Annotated in this window: 14 protein-coding genes; 12 read left to right on the forward strand and 2 right to left on the reverse strand. The window is 59.2% G+C overall.

Going from position 1 to position 12,145, the window contains the following annotated elements:
• Positions 1 to 75: 75 nt before the first annotated feature.
• Positions 76 to 489 carry a universal stress protein gene (locus tag ACR0MV_RS18675; protein WP_170469493.1) on the forward strand — a complete coding sequence of 138 codons (414 nt, stop codon included), beginning with the start codon at positions 76 to 78 and terminating at the stop codon, positions 487 to 489.
• A gap of 2 nt (positions 490 to 491) precedes the next feature.
• Here ACR0MV_RS18675 and ACR0MV_RS18680 read toward each other — a convergent pair whose 3' ends face one another.
• Positions 492 to 827, reverse strand: coding sequence for an ArsR/SmtB family transcription factor (locus tag ACR0MV_RS18680; RefSeq protein ID WP_170469490.1), 336 nt, complete (start codon positions 825 to 827; stop codon positions 492 to 494).
• A 231-nt stretch (positions 828 to 1,058) separates the two neighbouring features.
• Here ACR0MV_RS18680 and ACR0MV_RS18685 point away from each other — a divergent pair, with 231 nt between their 5' ends.
• From ACR0MV_RS18685 to ACR0MV_RS18710, 6 genes are all read left to right on the forward strand, one after another.
• Positions 1,059 to 1,391 (forward strand): AtpZ/AtpI family protein, encoded by a 333-nt coding sequence (locus ACR0MV_RS18685; protein WP_170428886.1) that lies wholly within the window; start codon positions 1,059 to 1,061, stop codon positions 1,389 to 1,391.
• A gap of 2 nt (positions 1,392 to 1,393) precedes the next feature.
• Positions 1,394 to 2,152 carry a F0F1 ATP synthase subunit A gene (locus ACR0MV_RS18690; protein WP_170428883.1) on the forward strand — a complete coding sequence of 253 codons (759 nt, stop codon included), beginning with the start codon at positions 1,394 to 1,396 and terminating at the stop codon, positions 2,150 to 2,152.
• A 70-nt stretch (positions 2,153 to 2,222) separates the two neighbouring features.
• Positions 2,223 to 2,447 carry a F0F1 ATP synthase subunit C gene (locus ACR0MV_RS18695; protein WP_005981269.1) on the forward strand — a complete coding sequence of 75 codons (225 nt, stop codon included), beginning with the start codon at positions 2,223 to 2,225 and terminating at the stop codon, positions 2,445 to 2,447.
• An 86-nt stretch (positions 2,448 to 2,533) separates the two neighbouring features.
• Positions 2,534 to 3,085: a F0F1 ATP synthase subunit B' gene (locus ACR0MV_RS18700; protein ID WP_170428880.1), complete on the forward strand. Its 552-nt coding sequence runs from the start codon at positions 2,534 to 2,536 to the stop codon at positions 3,083 to 3,085.
• 5 nt (positions 3,086 to 3,090) lie between these two features.
• Positions 3,091 to 3,651, forward strand: a complete 561-nt coding sequence (locus ACR0MV_RS18705; protein WP_170428877.1) for a F0F1 ATP synthase subunit B — start codon at positions 3,091 to 3,093, stop codon at positions 3,649 to 3,651.
• 164 nt (positions 3,652 to 3,815) lie between these two features.
• Positions 3,816 to 4,676, forward strand: coding sequence for a glycosyltransferase family 2 protein (locus ACR0MV_RS18710; RefSeq protein WP_480703244.1), 861 nt, complete (start codon positions 3,816 to 3,818; stop codon positions 4,674 to 4,676).
• Between the two features lie 74 nt (positions 4,677 to 4,750).
• On the opposite strand, the gene ACR0MV_RS18715 is transcribed toward ACR0MV_RS18710, so the two are convergent.
• Positions 4,751 to 5,521 (reverse strand): FadR/GntR family transcriptional regulator, encoded by a 771-nt coding sequence (locus ACR0MV_RS18715; protein WP_480703245.1) that lies wholly within the window; start codon positions 5,519 to 5,521, stop codon positions 4,751 to 4,753.
• Positions 5,522 to 5,676: 155 nt separating this feature from the next.
• Between ACR0MV_RS18715 and ACR0MV_RS18720 the strand changes: the two genes are divergently transcribed.
• The 5 genes from ACR0MV_RS18720 to ACR0MV_RS18740 all read left to right on the forward strand — a co-directional run bounded on the left by ACR0MV_RS18720 (position 5,677) and on the right by ACR0MV_RS18740 (position 12,135).
• On the forward strand, positions 5,677 to 6,876 hold the full coding sequence (locus ACR0MV_RS18720; RefSeq protein WP_480703246.1) for an aminotransferase-like domain-containing protein: 1,200 nt from the start codon (positions 5,677 to 5,679) through the stop codon (positions 6,874 to 6,876).
• Between the two features lie 45 nt (positions 6,877 to 6,921).
• Positions 6,922 to 7,329 (forward strand): hypothetical protein, encoded by a 408-nt coding sequence (locus ACR0MV_RS18725; RefSeq protein ID WP_170428865.1) that lies wholly within the window; start codon positions 6,922 to 6,924, stop codon positions 7,327 to 7,329.
• A 139-nt stretch (positions 7,330 to 7,468) separates the two neighbouring features.
• Positions 7,469 to 10,924, forward strand: a complete 3,456-nt coding sequence (locus ACR0MV_RS18730) for a chromosome segregation SMC family protein (RefSeq protein WP_170428862.1) — start codon at positions 7,469 to 7,471, stop codon at positions 10,922 to 10,924.
• 54 nt (positions 10,925 to 10,978) lie between these two features.
• Complete coding sequence (locus ACR0MV_RS18735; RefSeq protein ID WP_170469466.1) at positions 10,979 to 11,329, forward strand: hypothetical protein; 351 nt, start codon at positions 10,979 to 10,981, stop codon at positions 11,327 to 11,329.
• Between the two features lie 128 nt (positions 11,330 to 11,457).
• Positions 11,458 to 12,135: a Crp/Fnr family transcriptional regulator gene (locus ACR0MV_RS18740; protein WP_480703248.1), complete on the forward strand. Its 678-nt coding sequence runs from the start codon at positions 11,458 to 11,460 to the stop codon at positions 12,133 to 12,135.
• Positions 12,136 to 12,145: the final 10 nt, after the last annotated feature.

A 12,145-nucleotide genomic window follows, 5' to 3' on the forward strand; every position in this document is an offset into this window, starting at 1 on the left:
GGTCGAATTTGTGAGGCAGATCAAGGTGCCTGCTCCTGAATACGCTAGAATCGCGGTCAGGAGAAGGAGGAAACCATGTTCAGTCACATCATGATTCCGGTGGATATTCACCTGCCACCGGAAATTCGAAAAGCGTTGGATGTCGCGGCCCAGATGGCGAAATGGCAAAAGGCCAAGATCACCCTCGTCAGCGTGACCGGGACACAGCCCGGCGACGTTACGCAGTCGGATGCAGCGATCAGCGCCGAGTTGCAAACCATCGTGGATCAATTGGCAGAACAGAGTGGGGCCGAAGTTGAAGCCCGCAATATCCACTCGGTTGACGTGGCAGCTGAGGTGGATGGAGATCTGACCCGTGCGGCCGAAGAGGTTGGGGCTGACCTGATCGTCGTCGGAACGCATGCCCCGCGGATCACGGATCACATCTTTTCCAGCCATGCCGGTTATCTGGCCAAACACGCCAAGGTTTCGGTGTTCGTGGTCAGATAGGCTCAGGCGTCGTCCGCTGTCGGAAGTTCGGTTTCCAGGAACCGTTCGAAGGCGTCCAGATTGACCGGCTCGAACTGACCGAACCCTTGCATCCACACCGACGCCGCCCGCAGCGCGTCGGGTTCCAGTTTGCACCATTTCACCCGTCCGCGCTTTTCTTGCGAGATCAGCCCGGCCTTGGTCAGGATGACCAGATGTTTTGAGATAGCGGCCAGCGACATCTCGAACGGTTCGGCTACGTCGGTGACGGCCATATCATCCTCAAGCAACATTGCAAGGATCGTGCGGCGGGTGGGGTCGGCGAGGGCTGCGAACACGGTGTCGAGATCGTTGGACATGCTCTCGCTCAATCATAGCGTCCGGGTTTGGTCAACCATTTGGTTGAATATGCGGATTCAGCGGTTTTGGCGGCTGATGCTATAAGCGAGCCGCAATCATGAGTCCCTATGACTCCATTAAGCCATTAAAAAACAATAATTTAACCTGCGTCAATTCGGGCGCTCAACGGCGTTGACTCTGAACGCCTTCACCCTTAGCACCCTACCCAAGACTGTACGAGGGAAACGCCCGTGACCGATGATGACCAAAAGCAGCGTATGGCGCAGCTGGAGGCCAAGATCGAGGCGGCAAAAAAGGCCAAAAAGCCTGAGACCCGCGCAGACAGTGACATATCCGGGGGCGAACTTGCCTGGAGGATGGTCATCGAAATGGTATCCGGTCTGGGGATCGGATTTGGCATCGGATACGGGCTGGACAGCCTGCTCGGGACGATCCCGATCTTTCTGGTGCTGTTCACATTGCTGGGCCTTGTCGCGGGCGTGAAGGTTATGCTCCGCAGCGCGAAAGAGGTTCAAGAGAAACAAGCGGCGGCGACGGCTGCCGAGAAGGACGAGAGGGACTGAACGTGGCAACTGAGACCACCGCAGCAGAAGGCAGCAGCCTGGTTTTCCACCCGATGGATCAGTTCATCGTTAAACCGTTGTTCGGTGACGGTGCAGTCGGCATGTTCACGATCACAAACGTGACCCTGTGGCTTTTCCTGGCCATCGTCGCTGTCTTTGGTCTGCTGGTGCTGAGCACGTCCAAGCGCGCCATTGTCCCGACCCGTATGCAGTCAGTTGCTGAACTGACCTACGGCTTTATCTACAAGATGCTGGAAGACATCTGCGGCAAGGAAGGCGTCAAGTACTTCCCCTATGTCATGACCCTGTTCATGTTTATTGTCTGCGCGAACTTCCTGGGCATGATCCCCATGTCTTTCACCACCACATCGCATTTCGCGGTAACCATTCCGCTGGCGCTGGCTGTGTTCCTGACCGTGACGGTTCTGGGCTTTGTCAAGAACGGCGCTGGTTTCCTGAGCCTGTTCTGGGTCTCGAGCGCCCCGCTGGCGCTGCGCCCGATCCTGGCGATCATCGAGCTGATCTCGTATTTCGTGCGTCCGGTCAGCCACTCCATTCGTCTTGCCGGTAACGTCATGGCAGGCCACGCAGTTATCAAAGTTTTCGCAGGCTTTGCCGCGATCGCCGCGATCTCGCCCGTGTCCGTTCTGGCGATCACCGCAATGTACGGCCTTGAGGTCCTTGTGTCCTTCATTCAGGCCTACGTCTTCACCATTCTGACCTGTGTTTACCTGAAGGACGCTCTGCATCCGCATCACTGATCAGGGCGCTGCCCTGAGCACAGGAACGATAACCCAACATCGAAACTTCCAATTCGTAAGGAGATACATCATGGAAGGCGATCTCGCACACATCGGCGCAGGCCTGGCAGCAATCGGTTCCGGCGCAGCCGCAATCGGGGTGGGCAACGTTGCAGGCAACTTCCTGGCCGGCGCCCTGCGCAACCCTTCGGCGGCTGCTTCGCAGACCGCAACCCTGTTCATCGGTATCGCGTTCGCAGAAGCCCTGGGGATCTTCGCATTCCTGGTCTCGCTGCTGCTGATGTTCGCCGTATAATCTGCGGAACCTGATCCTTACGCGCAGGTGGGTCCAAGCCATAGCGGCCCACCTGTTGTAAAGACAAGTTTCCGACGGAGGATATCATGGCGACTGAACCCATTACAGAAGAAGTAGCCGGCTCGTGCGTCGACTCCTATGGCTCTGCCATCGGGATGCCGCAGCTCTGCTTCGATTGGTTCCCCAACCAGATTTTCTGGCTGGTCATCACGCTGGTCGTCATCTTTCTGGTCCTGTCTCGCGTGGCTCTGCCCCGTATCGCGGCAATCCTGGCTGAACGTCAGGGGACCATTACAAATGACCTGGCTGCGGCCGAAGATCTGAAGGCCAAGGCGGTCGAGGCCGAAGAGGCCTATAACAAGGCGCTGGCCGATGCCCGTGCCGAAGCGCAGCGTATCGCTGCCGAAGCACGTGCAGAAATCCAGGCTGGTCTGGATGACGCGATTGCCAAGGCGGATGCAGAAATCGCTGCAAAGGCGGCTGAATCGGAAAAGGCAATTGCCGATATCCGTGCCGGTGCGCTGGAAAGCATTCAAGTGGTTGCCAAGGATACGGCAGCTGAACTGGTCACCGCACTGGGCGGCGAGGCAGATGCCAAAGCCATCGACGGTGCCGTTGACGCGCAGATGAAAGGATAAGTGACATGCGGAACACTCTTGCCCTTATCCTGACCTTCGGCGCAGCCAGCCCGGCATTTGCGGCCAAAGGTCCGTTCTTCTCGCTGGCCAACACCGACTTTGTGGTCTTCCTGGGCTTCATCGTTTTCATCGCGGTCCTGTTCTATTTCAAGGTTCCGGGCATGATCGGTGGCGCGCTGGACAACCGTGCCGAAGGCATCAAGTCCGAGCTGGACGAAGCCCGCGCTTTGCATGAAGAAGCGCGCAGCCTGCTGGCCTCGTACGAGCGCAAACAGCGCGAAGTGCAGACCCAGGCAGATGCGATTGTAGCAGCTGCCAAGGACGATGCTGCGCTGGCGGCGGAACAGGCAAAGGCTGATCTGGAGAAATCCATCGCCCGCCGTCTGGCAGCCGCGCAGGACCAGATCGCTTCGGCCGAGGCGTCAGCGGTCAAGGAAGTCCGTGACCAGGCCATTACCGTGGCAGTTTCAGCTGCCAACGCGGTTCTGGCCAAGCAGATGACTGCGACACAGGCCAACAAGCTGATCGACGCGGCCATCGCCGACGTTGGTGACAAGCTTCACTAATCTTTGGTGACCCGGCGGCAACCTGCCGGGTCCGACCCACTCCCTTTCCTCACAGTCTTAGACCACTCGCTTGGCTGTTGCGACGCGCGGCTTTTCGGCTACGCTTGCACTACTAATGGTGCCGGGCTCAAGGTTCGGGCCAGTTTGCCGACACAAGATTTCCAATGTCTGACCTACCTGCAATCTCTGTTGTTATTCCGAACTACAATTGCAGTGCGTTCATCGAACGCACGATCAAGTCGGTGCTGGATCAGAACTATCCCAAGCTGGATCTGATCCTGGCCGACGGCGGGAGCACCGATGGGTCGCTTGAAATTGCTGAACGCTATCGCGATGCGTTTTCCCATATCATTTCCGAGCCGGATACGGGGCAGGCCAATGCCTTGAACAAGGGATTTGCCAAGGCAACGGGCGAGGTGATGGGATGGATCAACTCTGATGACATGCTCATGCCCGGCGGTTTGTCCCTAGTGGGATCGTTGTTTGCCCTGAATACGGATGTTGATTGGGTGACGGGGCGCATGACCTGTCTGGATGAGGACGACAACATCGTCACGAACATTCGCCCAAAACCGATATCCCGCGCGCGTCTTTTGGCGGGGGACTATCAATGGGTTCAACAGGAATCGACCTATTGGCGGCGCAGCTTGTGGGACAAGGCCGGGGGGCATCTGGATGAATCCCTGAGCCTGGCCGTGGATGGCGAGCTCTGGCTGCGATTTTCCCGGCACGCTGACTTGACCTCGGTCAGGGCTCAGATCGGCGCATTTCGGTTTCGCAAGGGGCAACGGTCAGAGTCGATGCAGGCCTATCACGCCGAGATGCTATCGGCGATTGCGCGCGAGCATCAGTTGGAACACTCCACAGACGATGTAATCCAGGCGATCCTGGCGACGCCGGTAGCCGTGCGGACACGCTCGGAGGCCGAGGGCCGCTTTCCCGGACTGGTTGGTAAAGACCCCAAACCGATCAACCGCCTGCAATTGATGAAGCACGCGGTGTTGCGACGTCTTTATGGCCTTTGAGTACGCGGGATTTCCGGGGCAATTGGCGTTAAACACTGAAACACCGCAACAAGCTTTCAACTCTGAACTGGCATTCAGTTGTAGCTGGTTTCGTGATCCAGACGCTGCTGAGCAATAGCTTCGTTGCGCTGCGCCTTCTGGTGGTCTTCCATACACTGTTGCACATAGCTCAGATGCTTGTGCACGGCCTCGCGGGCGCCTTCGGAATCCCGGGCCTGAAGGGCCGTGTTGATGGCGCGGTGCTGGTCCAAGATGGCCTCGCGCGTAGTTCGTTGCTGAAACATCATCTGCCGATTGTAAAACACGCCCTGACGAAGCAGATCGTACATCGACCGCATCATATGCAGCATGACCACGTTATGGCTGGCCTCGATGATCGCCATGTGGAACTGAGCGTCCAACTGTGCCTCATCCTCGGCGGCATTGCGGGCGTGGGCAGCTTCCATCTTGTCGAATATTGTCTGAACGACTTTCAGATCGCTCGCTGAGCCCAGACGTGCAGCCCGCTCGGCCGCCAGCCCTTCAAGGTCGCGCCGGAACGAGAGGTAGTCGAACACCGCCTCCTCATGGCTGCTGAACAGCCGGATCAGAGCGGGGGAAAAAGCGGATCCCAGAACCTCGGCCACATAGATGCCTGATCCCGCTTTGGCCGTCAGCAATCCCTGATCCTGCAATTCCGCGATGGCTTCGCGCAGAGACGGGCGGGACACGCCAAGACGTTCAGCCAGTTCACGCTCGGCTGGCAGCCGTTCGCCGGGTCGCAAAATGCCGCGCAGGATCAACAACTCGATCTGGCGGACCACGGCAATCGACAGCTTTTCGGTCTGAACTTTTTGAAAGGGCATGCAGGGCGTCATTTTTGTAAATTGGTCAAATCATATGACCACGGATCGCTGGGTGGTTCAAGCACACCGGTCACATGAGTGAAACAATAGGTCAGCATTATTGACTTTAATAAATGCCGCAATACGCTGACGTCACATCAATGCGGAGGAGGCGCATGTCTACGCACGAATTGTTCGCCACGCGGGCGTCCCGGATGAAAGCGTCCGAGATACGCGAGTTGCTTAAACTGCTGGATCAACCCGGCATTATCTCATTCGCCGGGGGAATCCCTGATCCCGCGCTTTTTCCCGCCGAAGGGTTCGCGACAGCGTTTCAAGCTGCTTTAAGCCCTCAAATGCAGGCACAAGCGTTGCAGTATTCTGTCAGCGAGGGGTATGTGCCGCTGCGCGAGTGGTTGGTGGACCATATGCGCGAGATCGGGGTGGAGTGTGGAGTTGACAATATCCTGATCACATCGGGCTCACAGCAGGCTCTGGACTATCTGGGCAAGCTCTACCTGTCCCCTGGCGATACCGCGCTAGTTGGTTGGCCGACCTATCTGGGCGCGCTGGCTGCATTCAACGCCTATGAGCCGCGTTTTGATCAGCTGAGTATCAATGGCAACCGCGGCACTGCGGAATACGTGAAAGCCGCGGGCGAGGGGGCGGTCAAATTCGCCTATCTCTCACCCGATTTCGCGAATCCGACGGGTGAAACTGTGGACCTTCGTGGCCGAGAGGCTCTGCTGGACTTGGCGGACGAGTTGAATTGCGCCGTAATCGAAGACGGGGCCTATCAGGCCTTGCGCTATGATGGCGCGGCTATCCCGCCGGTTCTGGCACTGGAACTGGCGCGCAAAGGCTCGATTGAGGCGTGTCGGACGATCTATTGCGGCAGCTTCTCAAAGACCCTGTCGCCGGGACTGCGGGTTGGTTGGGTTGTAGCGGCAAAGCCGGTGATTTCCCAATTGGTGTTGATGAAACAGGCAGCTGATTTGCATTCCGCGACCATCAATCAGATGGCCATCGATCAGGTCGCACGAGCCTGTTTCGACACCCACATACCAATGTTGCGCCGTGTCTACGGTGCGCGCCGGGATGCGATGTTGCAGGCTTTGCAGGATCATATGCCCGATGGAGTTCAATGGACAAATCCCGAAGGGGGCATGTTCATCTGGTTGACCCTGCCGGTTGGAACAAATGGGGCGGATCTGTTGGCCCGGGCTTTGGAGACGGTCAAGGTGGCCTTTGTTCCGGGCGGTGCCTTTTTCCCCGATGGCAGCGGGACCAACACGATCCGGCTGAGCTTCTCGAACTCGGATGAAGACACGATCCGCGAAGGCATCCGCCGTTTGGGCGAGGTGCTGCGCGCCTGAGAGATGGAAAGGTTTTGTTAACCTCGCTGGTGCAAAGCTGTGGGCATGATCCGGTATCTGTCCCTCCTTGTGCTGGCCGCATGTTCGGCCGGCACGCCCCATTTTCGGGACGCCCCCGCAACCCGGGTGGCGGTGAATGGCAGCGTATTTGACGTGCGGTTGCGGGGCGAATTGGCCGAGGCTGTACGGATCAACGCCCAATATGCCCCACGCCTTGGTCCCATCCGGGACCGAGCGGCCTTGGCCATGGCACAGGTGTCGGGCTGCCCCATACTGGACGTCCTTGGCGATGCGGCGGTGACCGTTGGCGTTCTGGGGTGCGATAGAGATGCGGGTGAGCGATTGTTACTGACCTCAATCTCTACCCCGAACTACGAATGCATTGATTTCGGCACGTTCGAGGGTGTTGGAGACGGGATCGGTTATCAGGTTTTTGAATGCACGCCGTACTGAAATACGCGCATTTCCGCGTATTTTGGCAAGATATTGTGGATAACTCGTCGTGAAATCCCATATCCTGCGTTCCTCCGTTGACTCGACCCCAACAGCTTGCGCAGACTTCCAGATATAGGAATCACGGGACCAATTGCCTTTGCGCTTCAGCAAACTCAAACTGACCGGCTTCAAAAGCTTTGTTGATCCAACCGATCTGATCATCGCGGATGGGTTGACCGGTGTGGTGGGTCCGAATGGCTGCGGCAAGTCCAATCTTCTGGAAGCTTTGCGTTGGGTGATGGGCGAGAACCGCCCCAAATCCATGCGCGGCGGTGCGATGGAGGATGTGATCTTTGCGGGGGCCGCAACCCGCCCGGCACGCAACTTTGCCGAGGTTGTCCTGACCATGGACAATTCCGAACGTCTTGCGCCTTCGGGGTTCAATGACTCGGACCAGTTGGAGATTGTGCGCCGTATCACGCGCGATGTTGGCAGTGCCTACAAGACCAATGGCAAGGATGTGCGCGCGCGCGATGTTCAGATGCTGTTTGCGGATGCCTCGACCGGGGCGCATTCGCCCGCGCTGGTCGGGCAGAACCGCATTGCCGAGTTGATCAACGCCAAGCCCCGCGCCCGTCGTCGAATTCTGGAAGAGGCGGCTGGGATTTCGGGTCTGTATCAGCGCCGTCATGAAGCAGAGCTGAAACTGAAAGGCACCGAGTCCAACCTGACCCGCGTGGATGACGTATTGGAACAGTTGGGCGGGCAGCTTGCCCAGCTTGCTCGTCAAGCCCGTCAGGCGGCGCGTTATCGCGAGATCGGAGAGCAGCTGCGCCAGGCCGAAGGTATGCTGCTATACCGTCGCTGGAAAGAAGCGGATATGGCGCGCCAGCATGCCGAGGACGTTCTGCGTGAGCGGATCACCGAAGCCTCGCGGGCCGAGGCCGAAGCGCGCGCAGCGAGTGCCAAGCGGGCCGAGATCGAGGCAACTCTGCCACCGCTGCGCGAGGAAGAGGCCATCGCAGCCGCCGTTCTGCAGCGCCAGCAGGTCCAGCGCGATCAGCTGACGGATCAGGAAACCCGCGCGCGCCAGACTATTGAAACGCTCACCAACCGCATCCAGCAGCTAGGCAATGATATTGAACGGGAAACCGGCCTGAACCGGGATGCCGGCCAGATGATCGAACGTCTGGAATGGGAAGCGCGCGAATTGGCCAAAGCGGCCGATGGGTATGACGACAAGGTGGCAGAAGCCGCCGAGATCGCCCGCGAGGCTGCGGCGGTGTTGCAGGAGCGTGAAGACCACCTCTCGCAGGAAACCGAGGACATGGCGCGCCTGGTGGCGCGGCACCAGTCGGCGCAGCGCTTGGTGGAAGACAGTCGCAAGACGCTGGCCCGCTCCGAGGGCGAAGAGGAAAAAGCCCGCGCCGCCGTGAATGAGGCCCGCGATGCGCTAACCCGCGCCAGCGAGGCATTCGAGGCCGCGCAAGAAGGTGAGGAAGAGGCCCGCGAGGCCGCTGAAGCTGCAGAAGAAGCATTGGCCGCCGCGGATGAGCTGCGCAGTGAAACTCAGGCCCGCGAAGCTGAGGCGCGCGCTCAACGGTCCGAGGCCGAGGGTGAGCTGGGTGCGATCCGTGCTGAGACTTCGGCGTTGGCCAAGTTGGTGGAACGGGATACTGCCGAAGGTGGGCAGGTCATGGACTTGCTGCGTGTCGATCCTGGCTATGAAAAGGCTTTGGGCGCTGCGCTGGCCGATGATCTGCGCGCACCGCTGGTCGAAGGCGATGGCCCGTCCGGTTGGGTGCAGGTGGCCGGTTATGATGCGGACCAGCCGCTGCCCGATGGGGTTGAACCTTTGGCGTTGCATGTGTCCGGTCCGGATCGCCTGAGCCGTCGGATCGCTCAGATCGGTTTGGTCGATGCGGATCAGGGCGCGCGTTTGCAGGCGTCGTTGAAGCCGGGGCAACGGTTGGTATCGCGGTCGGGTGACCTTTGGCGCTGGGACGGATTCCGGGCCTGGGCCGAGGATGCGCCAAGTGCTGCTGCGCTACGGTTGGAACAGCTCAATAAGCTGGAGGCTCTGAAGCAGGAATTGACGCGTACCGAGGCGCAGGCCGATGGGGCTCGGGCTGCGCATGAGGCGCTGTCGCAACAGCTGACTGACGTCACCGAAGCGGACCGTCGCGCCCGTGAGGCCCGCCGTGCCGCCGATCAGCGCATGGCGGAAACGGCGCGCCAACTCAGCCGGGCCGAAGCCGATCGCAATCTGGCGCAGGGCAAGCTGGAGACACTGACTCTGGCTGTTGACAGGCATAAGGAAGATGCGATGTCCGCCCGCGCCCAGTTGCGCGAGGCCGAAGGCGCGCTGACCAGCCTTGGTGACCTCGACAGTGCCCGTGCGCAGGTCGAGGACATCAAGCAGACGGTCGAAGCTGCACGGATCACGATGCTGACTCATCGTTCAACCCATGACGAGCTGCGCCGCGAAGGCGAGGCGCGGACCCGGCGGACGCAAGAGGTCACCAAGGACCTGAGCGGCTGGCGGCACCGGTTGGAAACGGCAGAAAAGCGGATTTCAGAACTGGCCGAACGCAAGGAAAGCTCGGAAGAAGAACTGACCGAGGCCATGGCCGCCCCGGGTGAAATCGCCGAAGCCCGCGAAGAGCTGAACGAACTGATCGAAACCGCCGAGGCGCGGCGCGCCGAGGCCGCCGACAAGCTGGCCGAGGCCGAGACCCAGCAGCGCGAGGTTGTGCTGGCGGAACGCGAAGCGGAACGTCTGGCCTCGGAAGCCCGTGAAACCCGTGCGGCGGCTGAGGCGCGCTGTGACGCGGCCAAGGAAAGCGTGGTCGCTGCGGCCGAACGGATTGCCGAGGATCAGCAATTGACCCCGAACCAGTTACTGAACCAGCTGGACACCAACCCGGACCAGATGCCAGCTGCCGATGCGCTGGAGGCCGAGGTTAATCGCCATAAGCGACAGCGCGATGCGATGGGTGCGGTGAACTTGCGTGCTGAGGAGGACAGCAAAGAAGTTCAGGAAGAGTTCGACACGTTGAACAGTGAAAAGGCCGATCTGGAAGAAGCCATCAAAGCTCTGCGCAGCGGTATCGCCAGCCTGAACCGAGAGGGGCGGGAACGACTGCTGACCGCGTTTGAGCAGGTGAATTCGAACTTTGCCATGCTGTTCAAGCACCTGTTTGGTGGTGGCGAGGCAAATCTGGTCATGGTCGAAAGCGACGACCCGCTGGATGCTGGGCTTGAGATCATGTGTCAGCCGCCGGGCAAGAAACTCTCGACCCTCAGCTTGCTGTCGGGTGGCGAACAAACCCTGACCGCGACGGCGCTGATCTTTGGCGTGTTCCTCGCCAACCCGGCACCGATCTGTGTGCTTGACGAGGTCGACGCGCCGCTGGACGACGCCAACGTCACCCGCTTCTGCGACCTATTGGACGAGATGTGCCGCCAGACGGATACGCGGTTCCTGATCATCACCCACCACGCGGTGACCATGGCGCGGATGGACCGTCTGTTCGGTGTGACAATGCAGGAACAAGGCGTCAGCCAGTTGGTCTCGGTCGATCTGAAGAAGGCCGAGCAAATGGTCGCCTGACCGCTCACTGCAACGTTATGCCTCAAACGCAGCGCTGCGGGGTAAGGTGGCCTCATGACCCGTTTTTTGATCTTTGCCTTGCTTGCGGCCAGCCCTGTTTCAGCGGCCGAATGGCCCACAAAACCCGGAGATACCCGGCTAACCCCCGACGAGCTAGACGCGTTGGCGGGCCGAACTTTGACATTCTACGATGATGGGCAGGCCAAGTTCTCAGCCGGAGGGGCCTATTCCTATACTTATGCCAGCGGAGACGCGGCCTTTGGGACGTATTCCATTGCCGAGGATGGCAGCGTCTGCATCGCCTATCGCAACGGGTTCAGCCGGTGTGATCTGTATGTCCGCAGCGGCGAGCGTTTGATCCTGATTGACGAAAAGGGCGACCGGTACCCCGTTAGGCCGGACTAATTTAAGCCCTTCGGTGGTATTCGGTTCGCCTGTTTCAGAGCCGGTTTTGCGGTCATGCAATCCCGCGTTGCTCTTTGCATACAGTCATTTACGCTGTTCGGCATGATTGCTGCAGGTGAGGTGCTGGTATGCTGGGCTTGGACGTCTTGGTCAATTCAGCCAACATTTTCTATCTTTTGTCCTATTCCGCAAAAGATATCTTCTGGCTGAGGGTGCTGTCGGTGATCGGCGCCTGCCTGTTGCTGCCCTACTACTACCTGCAGGATTCTCCCTTATGGGCCCCGATCGGTTGGAACCTGTTCTTTTCTGGGATCAACGCCTATTGGATCGTCCGCATCATGTTGGAGCGCCGTCCCGTACCATTCACCGACGAAGAGAGGCGTCTTTACGAAATCGCGCTTCGAAATTTCAGCGAGCAGGACGCCTTTGCTCTGCTCAGAATGGGCGTCCATGAGACCGTTCCGGCTGGAACCGATTTGCTGGTTCAGGGCACAGCGGTCGATCGGCTTACACTGATTGTGGACGGTGAGGTCCGCGTCGATGCGAACGGTGAACAAGTGGACACGCTAGGAGAAGGTCGTTTTTTAGGCGGCACCGCCTTTCTGAGCGATCACACGACCTTCAAAGCGCCCGTTTCTGTGACTACGCTGAAACCCACACGTGTGGTGTATTGGCCATTTCCGGCTTTGGAAGCCGGATTTCAGGGCAACACGAACCTGCAGATTTCAATTGAGGCCAGCCTGGGATTGGAAATCTCACGGTTTTTGGCGTCGGCCAGAACGCAATTGCACCGACCGGCACCCTAGAGACGTACCG

The sequence above is a fragment of the Ruegeria sp. BC3 genome, assembly GCF_056539265.1.